This is a genomic window from Anaerobacillus sp. 63XJN7_5_ISO-PGPR-S23-430 (assembly GCF_056173695.1).
The window spans coordinates 2,080,196-2,096,713 of the sequence record NZ_CM149686.1 but is presented as its reverse complement, the minus strand read 5'-3'; the positions used below and the strand labels follow the sequence as shown (position 1 = coordinate 2,096,713).

The following is a 16,518-nucleotide window of genomic DNA, read 5'->3' as shown; positions in this document are numbered from 1 at the left end:
AGTCTCCTTTTCAATATTACATCCACTTTAGAAGGTTCCCGTATAGTACGGTTTTTAATCGTCTAATTTGTTCTTTTAGATGTCTTTTATCTCGAATTCGAGATATTTGATTTAAGTGTATATAATTTGTATTCTTATGTCAAATCTTTTCCTCTTATGCGTATAGGACAACCCCTGCTGGTGACATTCTATATGTAAAGGAGTGATGTGATGCTAAGCGTATTTGAGGCCCTGTCGTTAATGGTCAGCTTTTCCGCTCTTGTGCTCGCCATCATCCACACGAAAGATCGTTCATCGTAACAAAGTGAAAAAGCACCCCTTCGGTGATGACCCCCGGAAGTTAGTTTTAACTCTAACTTTCGGGGTCACTACCTTCATAGGAGTGCTTTTTTATTTCAATTAAGGCATGACAGTTTTATTCATAAGATAACGATCGGTCTCGCGTGCAACGCCGCGACCTTCATTTATCGCCCATACAATGAGACTCTGTCCTCTGCGAACATCACCTGCTGCAAAAACACCATCAACGTTTGTGCGATAGTCTTCGAATTCAGCCTTCGCTCGTTTCCGATTGTCCTGCTCTACTTCAAAATGTTCGAGAACCCCTTCTTCAGGTCCAGTAAATCCAATAGCAATGAAGACAAGCTCAACTGGCCAAACTTGCTCTGTACCAGGGAGTTCTTTCATGAACACATTGCCCATCTTATCAACATGCTTTTCGATTGTAACCGTATGAAGTTCCTTCACATTGCCATCTTCGTCACCAACGAATTTTTTCGTCATGATGGAATATTGACGAGGATCTTCCCCGTGCTCTGCTTGCGCTTCTTCATAAGCATAGTCAAGAGTAAAAACCTTAGGGAATTCTGGCCAAGGATTATCGATCATACGGTCGGCAGTTAGCTGCGGGTGTTTACCAAATTGGTGTACACTTTTGCAACCGTGTCTGAGCGCAGTTGCCACGCAGTCCGCTCCAGTATCTCCGCCACCGATAACAATAACATTTTTACCTTCTGCAGAAACATACTTGTTATCTTGAAGCTTAGAATCAAGCAAACTTTTCGTATTCTGTCTTAAATAATCCATGGCATAATGAATGCCACCGAGCTTACGACCTTCAATCGGAAGATCACGGTGCTTTTGAGCACCTGTACAAAGAATTACAGCATCATGCTGATCACGAAGCTCATCTTGTGTGACATCTTTTCCAATTTCGGTATTCGCAATAAAGGTTACTCCCTCATCTTCAAGAAGCTTCACACGTCGTTCAACTAATTCTTTATCAAGCTTCATATTAGGAATACCGTACATTAGTAAACCACCAATACGATCGTCACGCTCAAATACAGTGACAGTATGACCAGCTTTATTTAGCTGATCGGCCGCTGCTAAACCAGCAGGACCTGACCCTACAATGGCAATCTTCTTACCTGTACGATTTTTGGGAGGCTGGGGTGTCATCCAACCTTCTGCAAACCCGCGATCAATAATTTCCTTCTCGATGCTTTTTATTGCAACAGCGTCGTCAGGAATAGCTGCTACGCAGGCTCCCTCACACGGTGCCGGGCAAACTCTACCGGTGAATTCCGGAAAGTTATTCGTTTTAAGAAGTCGATCTAGCGCATCTTTCCATTTCCCTTGATATACAAGGTGATTCCATTCAGGAATCAAATTATAAAGTGGACAACCCGATGCACTCCCATTTAGTTCTATACCTGAGTGGCAGAAGGGCGTGCCACAATCCATGCAGCGTGCCCCTTGCGTTTTCAGATTTTCTTCAGATTGAGGAAGCTGGTATTCTTCCCAATCTTTTAAACGTGTTGAATGATCTCTTTCACGTGCTTTTTCTCTAGGATAGTCTAAAAAACCTGTTGGCTTACCCAATCGAATACCTCCCCTTATACCGGTTCCAAGTCGCTTTGACGTGGCTTCATTTGACCGTTCTTAGCCTGTTGGAACACCTCATATGCTGCGTCGTCATCTTCATAGCCTTTTTCTTTCAATTCTTCTAATGATTCTGTGACTCTTTTAAATTCTTTCGGAATTACTTTCACGATCTTCCCGACAACTTCATTCCAGTTTTGAATGAAACGGATCGCTTTTGGACTATCAGTAAAGTATGCATGCTGCTGAATCATATGCTTCACTTCAAGAATCTCGTCATAGTTACGTAGTGATTCAATGTGAACCATTTCAGCATTTACATTGCGCTTAAACGCCTCCTGGTCATCTGAAAGAACATAGGCAATTCCACCTGACATACCTGCTGCAAAGTTCTTCCCGGTCTCGCCAAGAACAACAACACGGCCACCTGTCATATATTCACATCCGTTGTCTCCAATACCTTCAACAACCGCACTTGCACCACTATTTCTCACACAGAATCGCTCTCCTGCGAGACCACTAATATAAGCTTCACCTGAAGTTGCTCCGTAGAAAGCAACGTTACCTACAATTGTATTTTCATCACGAGCAAATTCAGCTTTAGCTGACGGATGGATGATCAGTTTCCCACCTGATAACCCTTTACCTACATAATCATTTGCATCGCCTTCTAGTTGCATTGTGACGCCATTTGGTACGAAGGCTCCAAAACTTTGACCTGCTGAACCTGTGAAGTGTAAGCGAATCATATCTTCTGGAAGTCCTTCTGTGCCATAGCGCTTCGTAATTTCATGTCCTAGTAGAGCACCTGCAACGCGGTTTGTATTTCTAATAACATAAGATCCCTCAAATGGCTTCTGTTCTTCGAGCGCACCGAGTGCTGCAGGAATAATTGACGTATTGTCAAGTGCAGCTTCTAACTTGTGATCCTGATCACGCTGTTTGAAGCGTCCAACCTCTTCTGACACATGCGGCTGATAGAGAAGCGGTTTTAGATCAAGGTATCTTGCTTTCCAGTGATCTTTCGTGCGACGACTTACTTTCAGTACATCCGTACGTCCAATCATTTCCTCGATTGTTCTAAAGCCTAGCTCAGCCATGATTTCGCGAACTTCTTGTGCAATAAACTGCATGTAGTTCACGACGTGATCCGGATTCCCCATAAATTTCTTACGTAGTTCAGGGTTTTGAGTAGCTACACCAACCGGGCACGTATCAAGATGGCACGCTCTCATAAGAATACAACCAAGAACGACTAGCGGTGCTGTCGAGAATCCAAATTCTTCAGCGCCTAGAATAGCTGCCATCACGACGTCGCGACCAGTCATCATTTTTCCATCAGCTTCTAGAACAACACGATCACGTAAATCATTTAATACGAGTGTTTGATGCGTCTCCGCTAGACCAAGTTCCCATGGAAGACCAGCGTGTTTGATACTCGTTCTTGGAGATGCTCCTGTTCCACCCTCATATCCGCTAATGAGAATAACATCTGCAAGCCCTTTAGCTACACCTGCAGCAATCGTACCAACGCCTGCTTTTGAAACTAGCTTTACGTTAATTCGTGCAGATGGATTTGCATTCTTTAAATCATGAATTAGCTGGGCAAGATCCTCAATCGAATAAATATCATGGTGTGGAGGTGGTGAAATCAGTCCAACACCTGGAGTCGAGCCACGAACTTCAGCAATCCAAGGGTATACTTTCTTCCCTGGTAGCTGACCACCTTCACCAGGCTTCGCACCTTGTGCCATTTTAATTTGAATTTCATCTGCATTGCTTAAGTAGTAGCTTGATACACCAAATCGACCTGATGCTACCTGTTTAATAGAGCTTCGACGAAGATCACCATTTTCATCAGGAGTGAAACGAGAAGGGTCCTCTCCACCTTCACCGCTATTGCTACGTCCACCTATACGGTTCATTGCAATCGCAAGAGCTTCGTGAGCTTCACCACTTAAGGCACCATAGCTCATTGCACCCGTTTTAAACCTACGAGTAATCGATTCAACACTTTCAACCTCATCAATCGAGATCGCATCTTTCGAACCAAAATCAATCGCCTGTCTTAAATAAGTGAGATTCTCTTCTAACGCCATGCCAGAGAATTTCTTATATAATTCATAGTTATTACTTCTTGCAGCGTGTTGGAGTGTATGAATGGTTTTCGGATTGAATGAATGGTGCTCTCCCCCATTTCTCCACTGCAGTTCACTACCTGTTTCAAGTGTAAGATCACTATATTCAGAATCATGATAAGCAAAGTGATGCCTCATTAACGTTTCTGTTGCAATAACATCGATTGGAATACCATCAATTTGCGAAGCTGTACCAGCAAAATAACGATCAATTACTTCGTTACTAACTCCAATTGCCTCGAAAATTTGCGCTCCTCGATAGCTTTGAATTGTTGAAATGCCCATTTTGGACATCACTTTTACAATTCCAGTTGTCGCAGCATCAATATAATTATCAATGGCATCTTCGAAAGAAAAGCCCTCAATCGTCCCGTCGTTAATCATATGGTCAATCGAGTCATAAGCAGCATATGGATAAATGGCGTCTGCTCCGTAACCAACTAACATAGCAAACTGATGAACGTCCCTAGCTTCACCTGTTTCTACGATCAAACTTACTTTCGTACGCGTCTCGCGTTTAATCAAGTGGTGATGTAGGCCACTTAGAGCAAGTAAAGACGGAATCGCCGCTTTCTCATGATTCACTCCAAAATCGGAGAGAACAAGTATGCTTTTCCCGTTTTTAATTGCGCGATCAGCTTTACGGAATAACGCCAGAAGTGCATGCTCCATTTCCGTTTCACCACGTGCTGCATTAAACAATAAACTAAGTGTTTCAGGATGAAAGTCCTCTTCGTCTAATGCCTTAATCGCTTCAAATCGACTATCTGTTAAAATAGGTGTTTCAAGACGAATTCTTCTAGCGCTTCCCGGTTTTGTTTCAAGTAAATTTCCTTCAGGGCCAAGCAGCGTCATTGTTGAAGTAACGGATTCTTCTCGAATCGAATCAATTGGTGGATTCGTTACTTGAGCAAACAACTGTTTAAAGTAGTTAAACAGTAACTGTGGTCGCTCAGAAAGAACAGCTAATGGAACATCATTTCCCATTGAGCCAATCGGATCCTTTTTCTCAGTAACCATCGGCGCGATATTTTTTGTAAGTTCTTCATATGTGTATCCAAAAGCACGCTGTGTTTGGACGAGTTCTTTCTCATCTATCTGTCTTGTCTTCACTTTTTCTGGTGAAAGACTCATAAGGTTTTCATCAAGCCATTTACGATAAGGTTGATCAGTCGCAATTTGCGCTTTAATCTCCTCATCTTCAACAAGGCGCTTTTCCTCTAGATCGAGTAGTAGCATTTTCCCAGGACTTAAACGGCCTTTTTCTGAAATTTTCTCTTCTTCTATTTCGATAACGCCAACTTCAGAAGAAAGAATAAACGTGTCGTCGTTTGTGATCACGTATCGTGCAGGACGCAAACCATTACGATCAAGCATCGCTCCTATTTGACGACCGTTAGTAAACGCAATAGCTGTTGGACCATCCCATGGCTCCATCAATGTACTATGATACTCATAAAAGGCTTTCTTTGGATCCAGCATCGTAGTATCACGGTCCCATGGCTCTGGAATCATCATCATAGCCGCATGTGGTAATGAACGGCCTGAGAGATTCAAGAATTCAAGACAGTTATCTAATGAAGAGGAGTCACTTCCATTTGGACGAACAATTGGAGCAATGTCTTTCATGTCATCTCCAAATACTTCCGATTGAAGAGCTCCTTCCCTTGCTCTCATCCAGTTCACATTTCCACGAAGAGTATTGATCTCCCCATTATGAATAAGATAACGGTTTGGATGAGCACGATCCCAGCTTGGGAAAGTATTTGTACTAAAGCGTGAGTGCACCATTGAAAAAGCTGATTTAAAACTAGGATCTTTCAAATCAAGATAAAATTGATCCAGCTGTTCTGGTGTTAACATCCCTTTATAAACAATCGTATCTTTGGAGAAGCTCGCTGCATAATACTTTGTTTTTGATAACTGTGAATCTTGAGCGACTTGCTTCTCTGCTTTTTTACGAATAACGTATAATTTACGTTCAAATTCTTCAGCTGAAATATCGCTTTTCTTAATAAAGACCTGTCGAATGACAGGCTGAGCAATACATGCTGCTTCTCCAATTGTCGTTTCATCTACAGGAACCGTTCTCCAGCCAATAAACTCTTGACCTGCTTCCTTGATTGCTTTCTCAACAATTTGTTTTGCACGCTGTCTCAGCTGATTATCTACCGGAAGGAACATCATTCCTACTCCGTACTCACCTTTATCTGGTAGGTTGAACCCTGAATTCTTTTTGAAAAACTCGTGTGGAATCTGTAACATAATACCCGCACCGTCACCCGTGTCAGGATCGCTTCCCTGCCCTCCTCGGTGATCTAGCTGGCGTAACATATAGACTCCTTTTTCAATAATGTCGTGTGCAGGCACATTATTTATATTGGCGATCAGTCCGATGCCACAAGCGTCATGCTCATGAATTGGATCATATAATCCTTGTTTCTCTGGAAAGTTACTTCTATCCATAATCCCACTCCTCGCTCTTATCCCAATTCATTATGGTTTCTCGCTTTAACGCCATAACGTCGAAATTGTTTAAATATTCTACACTTATTGTACATTGCTTTAACCAATGCTTCCAATATATAATTTAGATATAATTAATCTAATATTGATATGAATCAAAGGAGAGATTGCTTTAAATGGAACTCAGGCAACTGTATTATTTTATGGAAGTCGCGAAACGGGAGCATGTGACAGACGCAGCTAATTCCCTTCACGTCGCACAATCAGCTGTAAGTAGACAAATTGCCAACCTTGAATCTGAGCTTGGAGTGCAGTTATTTATTCGAGAAGGACGGAATGTAAAGCTAACACAAGTAGGACATATTTTTATGGATCATGCTGAAACGGCCATTTCAGAAATCGAACGCGCGAGACAAGCTGTATATGAATTTTTAAATCCTGATACAGGGACGATTCGAATTGGATTTCCAAACAGCCTTGCCGCTAAAACATTACCTACCGTTATTTCTGCATTTCGAAAGGAGCATCCAAGCGTTGGATTTCAATTAAGACAGGGATCTGTACAAGATCTTACCGATGCAGTAAGTAAAGGGGAGATAGATATTGCTTTCGTGTCCCCAGTGCCGAAAGATCGAACTGATGTTGATGGACATATTTTCTTCACAGAAAAACTTTTAGCCCTCCTCCCTATATCTCATCCCCTGGCCGATTATCCAATGCTACGGCTCGGACAATTAAAAAATGAACCATTTGTGCTGTTTCGCTCTGGTTATGCCCTGCATCATCTCGTTACTTCAGCCTGCCAGCAAGTTGGATTCAAACCACGTATTGCATTTGAAGGTGAAGATATCGATACGATTAAAGGACTAGTTGCAGCTGGACTTGGCGTAAGTCTACTACCAGAGATTACCCTATCTGAGCAGCTCCCAGGTGAGACAGTCAAAATTGAGTTATCAGAGCCAAACGTCACGAGAACAGTCGGCGTCATTATCCCGCAAGGAAGAGAGTTAGCTCCTTCTGAAAGAAAGTTTTTTGAATTTCTTACCCATTTTTATGAAGTTCTTAACCGATTTGGACAATAAAAAAACCATGTCGAGCGTATACGCTCGACATGGTTTTTTAAATCAATTAACTTTGTGAGGCTTTTGCCGGCATTTTTAGAAAGACGCCGAGAATAAGTCCAGTTAGAAATATAACCGAAGCAGCTAGATACATATGCTCATATCCTGATAGAATCATATCCCTTACTCCATCCGTTATTTTGCTACCGCTAAATGTACTTGAACCTGAAGTCGCAATGAATCCTGCAAGGATAACAGGACCAAGCGACGTGCCAACAGATCTAAATAAACTTACTAAAGAAAGCGCTGCGCCAGCTTCTCGATCAGGAGTTAACTCAAGGATAATGTAATTAAGCGGTGTGCCCATTGTAAATCCAATCCCAACACCAGACAGCACCATACCAAGCGAAAGGGTTAGCCATCCATCTGCTAGATAAGTAAAGACGAGTGAGCCAAGAAGACTTAATGAAAATCCTAATAACACGACTTGTTTGGCGCCCCACTTATCAAGAAGAACACCACCTATAGGTGCTGCAAATCCAGAAGCAACGGCTAAAATTGTCATCACATAACCACCCTGGCCCCTTGATAATGACAAGATAATTTCAGAGAATGACGGTACGAAAATCATACTAATTATCCCAATGCCGGTAATCGTTGAAATAAGTAATGCGAGAACAATATTCCGATCAGTAAAGTAGCTTAATTTCAGTATAGGGTCTGCGGCCGCTTTTTCGACCTTGATCAAAGGGTAAATAAGCACAAGACTGATAAGTAACAATGGCCATACAAGCAATGATTGGATGGATTGAAGAAATTCACTCGTTTCAAGGTTGGTTAGACCTAGTAAAAGGGACACAATTAGAAATGATAGAACAAGCGCCCCACCCCAATCAAGTGAAGGTTTCTTACTCTCTGTTCGGTCATCCGGAAGTTTAAGTCCCATTATGATAATTACAACGGCAATTGGAAGGTTGATAAAGAAAATCCAGCGCCAGCTAAGCTGTGCAACGAAGAACCCCCCTACGTTCGGTCCTAGTATAGTTGCTACGCCAAACATAGCACCAACTAAACCAAGGGCCATACCTCGCTTTTCTTTCGGGAAACTACTTCCAATTACAGCATTCGCTATTGGTATGATTCCCCCTCCACCGAGGGCTTGAATCGCTCTCCCTGCTAATAGAACAGGCAGTGATTGACTAAATCCCGCAAGAAGGGAACCTAGTGCAAATAATGTAATCCCAGCAAGAAAAATACGCTTTCTTCCAAATAAGTCAGCAAGTTTTCCTACAATCGGCATGCTAACCGCATAAACAAGTGTATAGATTGTAACGACCCAAACTGTCCATTTCAAATCGATGCCAAGATCTTCTATAAGCGTTGTTAAGGCAGGAGAAACGATCCCTGAATCAAGCGCGCCTAGAAAAACACCTAATAAGAATGTAATTAAAATAAACCGAAGTTTTTTATCCACGGCAAAACCATCCCCTTCATATTCATATGTGTATTATCACATATGAATATGAAGGACTTCAACTTTTAAATGGCCATAAAAAGCTTTTTACGAAGATGACCATAACAGGTTTTTCAAGTCCTCATAATTAGTAACATATAGATCAGCGCCTGAAGAATCATTCTGAAATAAACACGTTTTCATTCCCACTTCTTTAGCAGGAAGAATATCGAGTACTCTGTCACCAACGGCAAGATCAAGCTGATGCTTGTTATTCAAATGGTGATAGGAAGCAGGATCAGGCTTACGTGGAAATCCATCATCTCCGGCAACAAGATCAGCGAAATAATGCTCCATATTAAAATACTTTAAAATCGTGATCACCTCTTCACGCGGTTTATGAGTCATAATGACATTTAATTCAGCTTTTTGAAGAATTGTTTTCAAACCTGGAAATGGTGGTTTATCTTCTGGTGACAAAGCATTATCCATTTCACGAAACGTTTTAATTTGTTCTTCAGTTAAATGAAACACTTCCGTTGCATGACGAAAAGACACTTTTAGCTCTTTTAAAATATCTTCTTCCTTTACATCTTTAGAAACTAATTCTTTCATTACTTTTGTAAAAGCAGGGTATGTATCAAATAATGTGCCATCAAAATCCCATAGAATCTTCACTTACTATTCACTCCTTATTAGTTATACAACAAGTTAGCTTAATCTCGTGGGTAAACGATCAATAAGAATCATTGTTATTCTTCAATATAAAGAAAAGCCGCTCGTATTTTGAGCGGCTTCCTACATTAAAATTGTGTTTTTTCTTCAAGAAAGCTTTTCAGTTCAGAAATCGGCATTCTCTTTTGTTCCATTGTGTCACGGTCACGAATCGTCACTTGTTGGTCTTCAACAGAATCAAAATCAAATGTAATAGCGTACGGTGTACCAACTTCATCATGACGACGGTAACGTTTACCAATTGAGCCAGCCTCATCATAATCAACCATAAAGTATTTCGAAAGTTCCGCATGAACAGCACGCGCTTCTTCAGAAAGCTTCTTAGATAGAGGGAATACAGCAGCTTTAAACGGAGCGATCGCTGGATGGAAGTGCATCACACTTCTAGTTGTGCCATCTTCAAGCTCCTGTTCCTCATATGCTTCAATCAAGAAAGCAAGAGTGACGCGGTCAGCACCAAGTGAAGGCTCAATGCAATAAGGCACATACTTCTCCCCTGTTTGTTGATCGTGATAAGTGAAATCTTCATTGGAATGTTCCATATGCTGCTTTAAGTCGTAATCTGTTCGTGAAGCAACACCCCAAAGTTCGCCCCAGCCAAATGGGAACTTGTACTCGATATCAGTTGTTGCATTACTATAATGCGACAGCTCATCTTCTGCATGCTCACGCAGTCGGATGCTATCTTCTTTTACACCAAGATTTAGAAGCCAGTTTTTGCAGTACTCTTTCCAATACTCATGCCACTCTAATTCGTTACCTGGCTTACAGAAGAATTCAAGCTCCATTTGTTCAAATTCACGAGTACGGAATGTAAAGTTACCTGGTGTAATTTCATTTCGGAAGCTTTTTCCAACTTGCGCAATACCAAAAGGCACTTTCTTACGCATAGAGCGTTGAACATTTTTAAAGTTTACAAAGATTCCCTGCGCCGTTTCTGGGCGAAGGTAAATTTCACTCGTGCTCGATTTAGTTACACCTTGATGGGTTTTAAACATAAGATCAAATTGACGAATTTCTGTGAAATCTTCACTGCCACACTCAGGGCAAGTAATATGATTTTCTTTCATCAAACGCTCCATTTCTTCAAATGAAAGGCCGTCTGCAATCATGTCCTCTTCATCAGTAGAAAGAGCGTCCTCAATTAATTTATCTGCACGATGACGTGTTTTACAGCTTTTGCAATCAATTAAAGGATCATTGAAATTACCTAAATGACCTGAAGCTTCCCACGTTTTTGGATTCATTAGAATGGCGGCATCTAGACCACTGTTATAAGGTGATTCTTGAACAAACTTCTTCCACCATGCATCTTTAATATTTTTCTTAAGTTCTACACCAAGTGGTCCATAATCCCACGTATTTGCTAGTCCACCGTAAATATCAGAACCAGGGAAAATAAATCCTCTGTGCTTTGATACTGAAACGATCTGATCCATTGAAATTGTCATGTCATTCTCTCCTTTTTTCTCAATCAATATAAAAAGCTCCCAATCCATGGACAAAAAATGTCCAGGGACGAGAGCTTATGCACCCGCGGTTCCACCCTAGTTGATGCAAATAAGGCATCCACTTTGAGAAACGTAACTCCAGACTGCCGTTTCATCAGACCTCGTTCGGGCTTCCACCGTCCCCGAATCGCTAAAGTCAAGGTTATTCTGACTACTATTTATCCTTCATAGTTAGTATGGTTTATGTATGCAATTGATATGACATATGATACAAAAAATATTGCCCTAAAGTCAAGGATTATTCATTTCACACCGTATTTGCTTTCATCAAAGCTTATCACAAAAAAACGACCTTAAAGGTCGTCATTCATTTATGTATATTCATAGATGTCGGTTTTTGTCTTGTCTTAAGAATGCCTGTACCTCTTCTTTCTTCAATCCAAGTTCCCTGGCAGCCCTCATGAGAATAACCCATTCTTGATCAAGTACCTTCTTAGGCTTAGGTTTCGCCATGGTCATTCTTTTCTCCTCCTTCTTGGGTTTTCCAGGAGGACCAGCCGTCATCGTTGGAGAACCAACATTAGACCTGTGTCTTTGCGTCCCACCCTTTAGGATGGTTTGCCCTTGTCTGGAGAATTCAGAAATGACACATTCCGACCTTAAACTTACAAAACACACAACTTTTTAGTGAATAAATGCGATTATCGAGAAGTTTGACGTTATATGCTACTAATATACCAGTTATCTGATGAAAATTCAAAATATTTTTAAATTTTCATTTCTATTTCTAACATCCTAGGATTTCACTCATATCCTAACTGTATTCCCTGAATATATTTTTCACAAAGGAAGAGTGATATGCAGAGAAATCATATTAGTACCGCCTGGAGCGGCAAACATGTTGTACTACTTCGTTGTGAACCCACCTCTAGTACCGTAAAAACCATGTATAAAAGTCTTCATGCCCCAACAGAACCATTACATCCCCATTGTAGTGAGACACTTTCTACTTACCTTAGCATTGGATATACAGTTGCATTTGTTCATTCATTAATCGACGGCTCCATTGAATATGTTCTAACAAAATAAAAGAAGGTTGCCTTCGCAACCTTCTCTTTTGTTTAGAATTGACTTAAATATTCTTTCACCTGATCTGGATTTTTGGTATTCGCACTATGCAAGTGACCAATCTTTTTGCCGTCTTTATAGACAAGAAGGCTCGGGATACCCATAACATCATTTTCCTCTGTAATTTCAGGGAATTGTTCAATATCGATTTGAGCCCATTGTTTTTCATGATGAGCATTCATTATATCATCAATAAAAAAGTCAAGGCGCTTGCAATCCGGGCACCAGTTAGCTTCATATTTTAGAATGGATACGTCATTATTGTTAATGAATGACTGATAAGAATCAGCTGTTTCAATCTTCTTCATGATTATCTCTCCTTCACCTATATCTTCATTAACAATTATATCGAAATAATCATTGAATGTCTGTAAGAAAGATTACGTTATTTCACACTAAGATAGTGCAAACTGAAAAGCTGTTCTTGATCAGTCCATGTTTTCATTGATGTGAAACCTGAATTCTCTGCTAACAGTTTAAATTCCTCTAGACTATATTTATAGGAATTCTCCGTATGAATCGTTTCATGGTTCTCAAAATGGATATGTTGATCACCAACGGTCACCATTTGCTCTAGCATACTGACAAGATGCATCTCAACCCTTCCCAGATTAGCATTATAATAGGCGTAATGCTCAAACTGATCTAGGGAGAAATTCGCCCCTAACGAAAGATTCAAATGACGAAGCATGTTTAAATTAAACTTTGCAGTTACTCCCTTGCTATCATTATAAGCACGATGCAGAAGAGATGGTGATTTCTTTAGATCAACTCCAATTAATAATCCATCATTACTTGATAGTGTACTCGAAATTCTTGATAAAAACCTTTCTGCTTCTTGCTTCTCAAAATTACCGATTGTAGAACCGGGAAAAAAGACCGTCTTTTTTTTAGAAGGATCAAGCAGATGTTCCGGCAGATGAAAGGCATTTGTATAATCCGCAACAATACCAGTAATTTTAATGGTAGGATAATCAAATGCCAATTGTGCTGCAGACTCTTTCAAAAATGTTTTCGATATATCAATAGGACTATATTCTTGAATCAATCCAGATTCAAGAAGAAGTCTGATTTTGCGACTTGCCCCACTTCCAAATTCAATAACCCTAGATTCTTCGCCAATGTAAGCAAGAATATCATCAAGAGACTCTTCCATTATTCCAAGTTCCGTTCGAGTCGGATAATATTCTTCTAGCTGTGTGATTTCTTCAAATAGCTCAGATCCATATTGATCATAAAGAAATTTAGGCTCAAGCTTCTTATTAGGAGCTGTCAATCCCTTTAAAACTTCTTGAAGTCGATCAGATTGTTCTGGTAAAAGATCAACTAGCTGAATACTTGGCGAAGTTTTTATCATAGCTCATCATCTGCAAGACGAATGCCGGTAAATTGCCAGCGTTTATCTGGACCAAAGAAATTTCGATAAGTGGGACGAATATGAGATACGGAGGTAACACATGATCCGCCTCTTAGAATCATCTGACTGCTCATGAATTTTGCATTATACTCACCCAACGCCCCGTCAAGCGGTTTATTACCTGGGTAAGGCATATAAGGACTTTTCGTCCATTCCCACACATCTCCATAGGCTTTTTTAATTATACCTTCATTTTTCTTGACCGATGCGACGGGATGATAGATGCCATCTTCAACAAAATTACCCGCAATCGGCTGATCGCGAACTGCAAGTTCCCATTCGGACTCAGAAGGAAGTCTTTTACCTACAAAGCTTGCATATGCTTCAGCTTCGTAGTAGCTAATATGTGTAACAGGTTCTTCTATATTTAGTGGAACTAACCCATGAAGCGTAAAGGTATACCACTCCCCATCCTTTTCAACCCAATGCAACGGTGCTTGCCAATTTTCTTTCTTTACTGTTGCCCAACCATCTGATAACCAGTAGGTCGCTTCTTTATAACCACTAGCTTTAATAAACGCAAGATATTCCCCGTTCGTTACTGTTCTAGTCGCTAACTTAAATGGCTCAAGCCAAGATTTATGTATTGGACGTTCATTATCAAAAGAAAAACCATCATCTTCATTTATACCCGTTTCAATCAGCCCTCCCTCAAATGAGATCCACTCTAATGGTGTAGCTTTTTCTTTAGAATTAACCTCAAGTGAACGGTAGACGGGTTTCAATGGATTAATGGAAAAATTATATTTAATGTCTGTCATTAAAAGCTCTTGATGCTGTTGCTCGTGATTCAATCCGATTTCTACTAAATCGGCAACTTGGTGAAGTTTACTATCGTCAATTTCTTGAATAAGAGTAACCATTTCTTCATCAATATCAGATCGATAGCTTCTAACTTTATCTATACTTGGCCTGCTCAGCAAGCCTCTTGCATGGCGAGGGAAATAACTTCCTACACTTTCATAGTAAGAGTTAAATAAGTATTCGAATTCTTCGTGAAACGACTTGTAATTTTCACAGTATTCTTTCAGAATAAACGTTTCAAAAAACCACGTTGTGTGGGCCATGTGCCATTTGGGAGGACTTACATCTGGAATCGATTGAATAGTGAAATCCTCCGTTTCAAGTGGTTCCACTAAGGTGTTCGTCATTGTGCGTGTTGCTTCATAAGCATGAAGCAATTGTTTTCGTAATTCGTTTAATTGAATGGATTGTTGTACCATAAGTTCCTCCCCAAAATCTTTATAATTTATGAACATAAAGTTTTACCCTAGTTTTAACTAAATTAAACATTTAAAGACATATTCCTGTTTCGAAGAGAACATTTAATATATCTTTAAAGTCCTGTGTCGTTAGGAGAATGTCCTCTGTATCCAACAATTGCTTTTCTCTTCCTCTAATAACAGGAAAAGTATTGGAGATGTGAATCTAGCATTCGTAACACCTTATTTAATGCGTGCTCTATATTATTCCTCTCATTATTGCTTGGCTATTAAAGGTCTTCCAAAGAAAGAGCTTCCTTTCCTCCTACAAGAAAAGGTACAACAAATTCCCCAGCAACTTTAATGAGTTCATCCTGTCGATCCGGCTGTTCCATTAAATTGACTTCTTCAAACGGGATGCTTTTTACCTTTAGATGCTGTTTCATTTTATAACAATCGATACAACTTGTAATCGTAAATAATGTAATCTGTTCCATGTTAGACATCTAACCTCCTAACATAGTCTAGTATAAGTGATAAAATAGATAAAATGATGTAAGCTAACTTACGGAGTACAACTACTTTGACATGAATGAAGGTGATGAAAATAGATAAATTAACAATGTTATCTCAGATCAACTTATTTGAAGAACTCGAAATGAATGACTTAATACAAATTGATCGTGTAAGTGACATGCAACCTTTAAAAAAAGGAACGGTCATACTGGGGCCCGAAAAACCGATGAAAGCCCTCTTCCTTTTAAAAAAAGGAACAGTACGTCTCTTTCGCTCTAACGCTGCAGGTAAACAATTAACTGTTGACCTTCTAGGAGACGGCAACATATTCGGTGAAACATCTAGTTTCTCTCTCAATGATGATTCCGTATATGCGGAAGCCATGTCTGACGTATATGTCTGCGTCATCGGTAAAGATCAATTTGAAGAACTTATTTCCGAAAACCCCAAGCTCGCCATAAAATTCATTGAAATTCTTTCATCTCGTTTAAAAGAAATCTATGAAATGAGTGAAAACCTGGCGCTTAGAAGTGTAAAATATCGAATCCTATCGCTTTTAATGAAACTCAGCGAAAAATTTGGTAAAAGAAAAAATGAATGGCAAACCATTGATATTAAGTTAACGCATTATGATATCGCTACGATGATCGGTTCCACAAGAGAAACAGTGAGCGCCACGATTAGCGAACTTAAAAAAGCTGGCTACATAAAAAAAACGCCGCTAACATTTGCGATCCATGCAGAACAGGCAATATCCTACATGGAAGAAAACGGAGAATAAGAAGCAGAGACATCAGATATCCTCTTCACAAGAAAAGACGCTAAGTTTCATTAGCGTCTTTTCTTGCCCCTCGATCTAATTTGCAGTTTTTCCATCTGAGTCTTTCTGGTTATCCTTTTTTCCTTCTAGTTTATCCCACTTAATCGGTCTATTGAGATTTAATTTTTTTTTCAAGTTCAATAAACAGTTGAAATGACCAACATACCATTTATCGAACTTCACCATATGAATGGTTTCCCAGTCTCTCATCTCCTTCGTACATCCATCACAATGTATTTCCATTGGA

At 40.0% G+C, this 16,518-nt stretch carries 15 protein-coding genes and 1 riboswitch; of the genes, 4 read left to right on the top strand and 11 right to left on the bottom strand.

The genetic code is table 11. The features are described 5' to 3' along the window. Positions 1–210: 210 nt before the first annotated feature. Positions 211–300, top strand: a complete 90-nt coding sequence (locus AC0VYJ_RS11240) for a putative holin-like toxin (RefSeq protein WP_224880206.1) — start codon at positions 211–213, stop codon at positions 298–300. 99 nt (positions 301–399) lie between these two features. Here AC0VYJ_RS11240 and AC0VYJ_RS11235 read toward each other — a convergent pair whose 3' ends face one another. Together AC0VYJ_RS11235 and gltB are read right to left on the bottom strand one after the other, a co-directional pair. Further along, positions 400–1,884 carry a glutamate synthase subunit beta gene (locus AC0VYJ_RS11235; protein ID WP_475367398.1) on the bottom strand — a complete coding sequence of 495 codons (1,485 nt, stop codon included), beginning with the start codon at positions 1,882–1,884 and terminating at the stop codon, positions 400–402. A 14-nt stretch (positions 1,885–1,898) separates the two neighbouring features. Continuing rightward, a complete protein-coding gene (gene gltB, locus AC0VYJ_RS11230; protein WP_475367397.1) occupies positions 1,899–6,488 on the bottom strand; it encodes a glutamate synthase large subunit in 4,590 nt (1,529 codons plus the stop codon). 176 nt (positions 6,489–6,664) lie between these two features. Here gltB and gltC point away from each other — a divergent pair, with 176 nt between their 5' ends. Continuing rightward, positions 6,665–7,570 carry a glutamate biosynthesis transcriptional regulator GltC gene (gltC, locus tag AC0VYJ_RS11225; protein ID WP_194221638.1) on the top strand — a complete coding sequence of 302 codons (906 nt, stop codon included), beginning with the start codon at positions 6,665–6,667 and terminating at the stop codon, positions 7,568–7,570. 46 nt (positions 7,571–7,616) lie between these two features. Here the strand turns inward: gltC and AC0VYJ_RS11220 are convergent, their stop codons facing one another. From AC0VYJ_RS11220 to AC0VYJ_RS11205, 4 genes are all read right to left on the bottom strand, one after another. After that, the gene (locus AC0VYJ_RS11220; protein ID WP_475367396.1) at positions 7,617–9,023 is read right to left on the bottom strand and encodes an MFS transporter; all 1,407 of its coding nucleotides are present in this window, start codon (positions 9,021–9,023) and stop codon (positions 7,617–7,619) included. Positions 9,024–9,110: 87 nt separating this feature from the next. Continuing rightward, positions 9,111–9,680, bottom strand: a complete 570-nt coding sequence (locus AC0VYJ_RS11215) for an HAD-IA family hydrolase (protein WP_475367395.1) — start codon at positions 9,678–9,680, stop codon at positions 9,111–9,113. Positions 9,681–9,805: 125 nt separating this feature from the next. Beyond that, entirely contained in the window at positions 9,806–11,188 is a 1,383-nt protein-coding gene (locus AC0VYJ_RS11210) for a glycine--tRNA ligase (RefSeq protein WP_194221635.1), read from the bottom strand. A 381-nt stretch (positions 11,189–11,569) separates the two neighbouring features. Further along, a complete protein-coding gene (locus AC0VYJ_RS11205; protein ID WP_475367394.1) occupies positions 11,570–11,707 on the bottom strand; it encodes an anti-repressor SinI family protein in 138 nt (45 codons plus the stop codon). Between the two features lie 25 nt (positions 11,708–11,732). Next, positions 11,733–11,821, bottom strand: a riboswitch (cyclic di-GMP riboswitch). 225 nt (positions 11,822–12,046) lie between these two features. Here AC0VYJ_RS11205 and AC0VYJ_RS11200 point away from each other — a divergent pair. Then, positions 12,047–12,277 carry a hypothetical protein gene (locus tag AC0VYJ_RS11200; RefSeq protein WP_475367393.1) on the top strand — a complete coding sequence of 77 codons (231 nt, stop codon included), beginning with the start codon at positions 12,047–12,049 and terminating at the stop codon, positions 12,275–12,277. Positions 12,278–12,309: 32 nt separating this feature from the next. On the opposite strand, the gene AC0VYJ_RS11195 is transcribed toward AC0VYJ_RS11200, so the two are convergent. The 4 genes from AC0VYJ_RS11195 to AC0VYJ_RS11180 form a co-directional block, all read right to left on the bottom strand. Next, complete coding sequence (locus AC0VYJ_RS11195; RefSeq protein WP_194221634.1) at positions 12,310–12,624, bottom strand: thioredoxin family protein; 315 nt, start codon at positions 12,622–12,624, stop codon at positions 12,310–12,312. A 77-nt stretch (positions 12,625–12,701) separates the two neighbouring features. Then, positions 12,702–13,673 carry an L-histidine N(alpha)-methyltransferase gene (gene egtD, locus AC0VYJ_RS11190; RefSeq protein ID WP_475367392.1) on the bottom strand — a complete coding sequence of 324 codons (972 nt, stop codon included), beginning with the start codon at positions 13,671–13,673 and terminating at the stop codon, positions 12,702–12,704. Further along, complete coding sequence (gene egtB / locus AC0VYJ_RS11185; protein WP_475367391.1) at positions 13,670–14,956, bottom strand: ergothioneine biosynthesis protein EgtB; 1,287 nt, start codon at positions 14,954–14,956, stop codon at positions 13,670–13,672. Before egtB ends, egtD begins: the two co-directional genes overlap by 4 nt. A gap of 269 nt (positions 14,957–15,225) precedes the next feature. Next, positions 15,226–15,441 (bottom strand): glutaredoxin family protein, encoded by a 216-nt coding sequence (locus AC0VYJ_RS11180; protein WP_475367390.1) that lies wholly within the window; start codon positions 15,439–15,441, stop codon positions 15,226–15,228. A gap of 95 nt (positions 15,442–15,536) precedes the next feature. Between AC0VYJ_RS11180 and AC0VYJ_RS11175 the strand changes: the two genes are divergently transcribed. Further along, entirely contained in the window at positions 15,537–16,232 is a 696-nt protein-coding gene (locus AC0VYJ_RS11175; RefSeq protein ID WP_475367389.1) for a Crp/Fnr family transcriptional regulator, read from the top strand. 75 nt (positions 16,233–16,307) lie between these two features. Here the strand turns inward: AC0VYJ_RS11175 and AC0VYJ_RS11170 are convergent, their stop codons facing one another. After that, positions 16,308–16,514 carry a hypothetical protein gene (locus AC0VYJ_RS11170; RefSeq protein ID WP_098443633.1) on the bottom strand — a complete coding sequence of 69 codons (207 nt, stop codon included), beginning with the start codon at positions 16,512–16,514 and terminating at the stop codon, positions 16,308–16,310. Positions 16,515–16,518 lie beyond the last annotated feature (4 nt).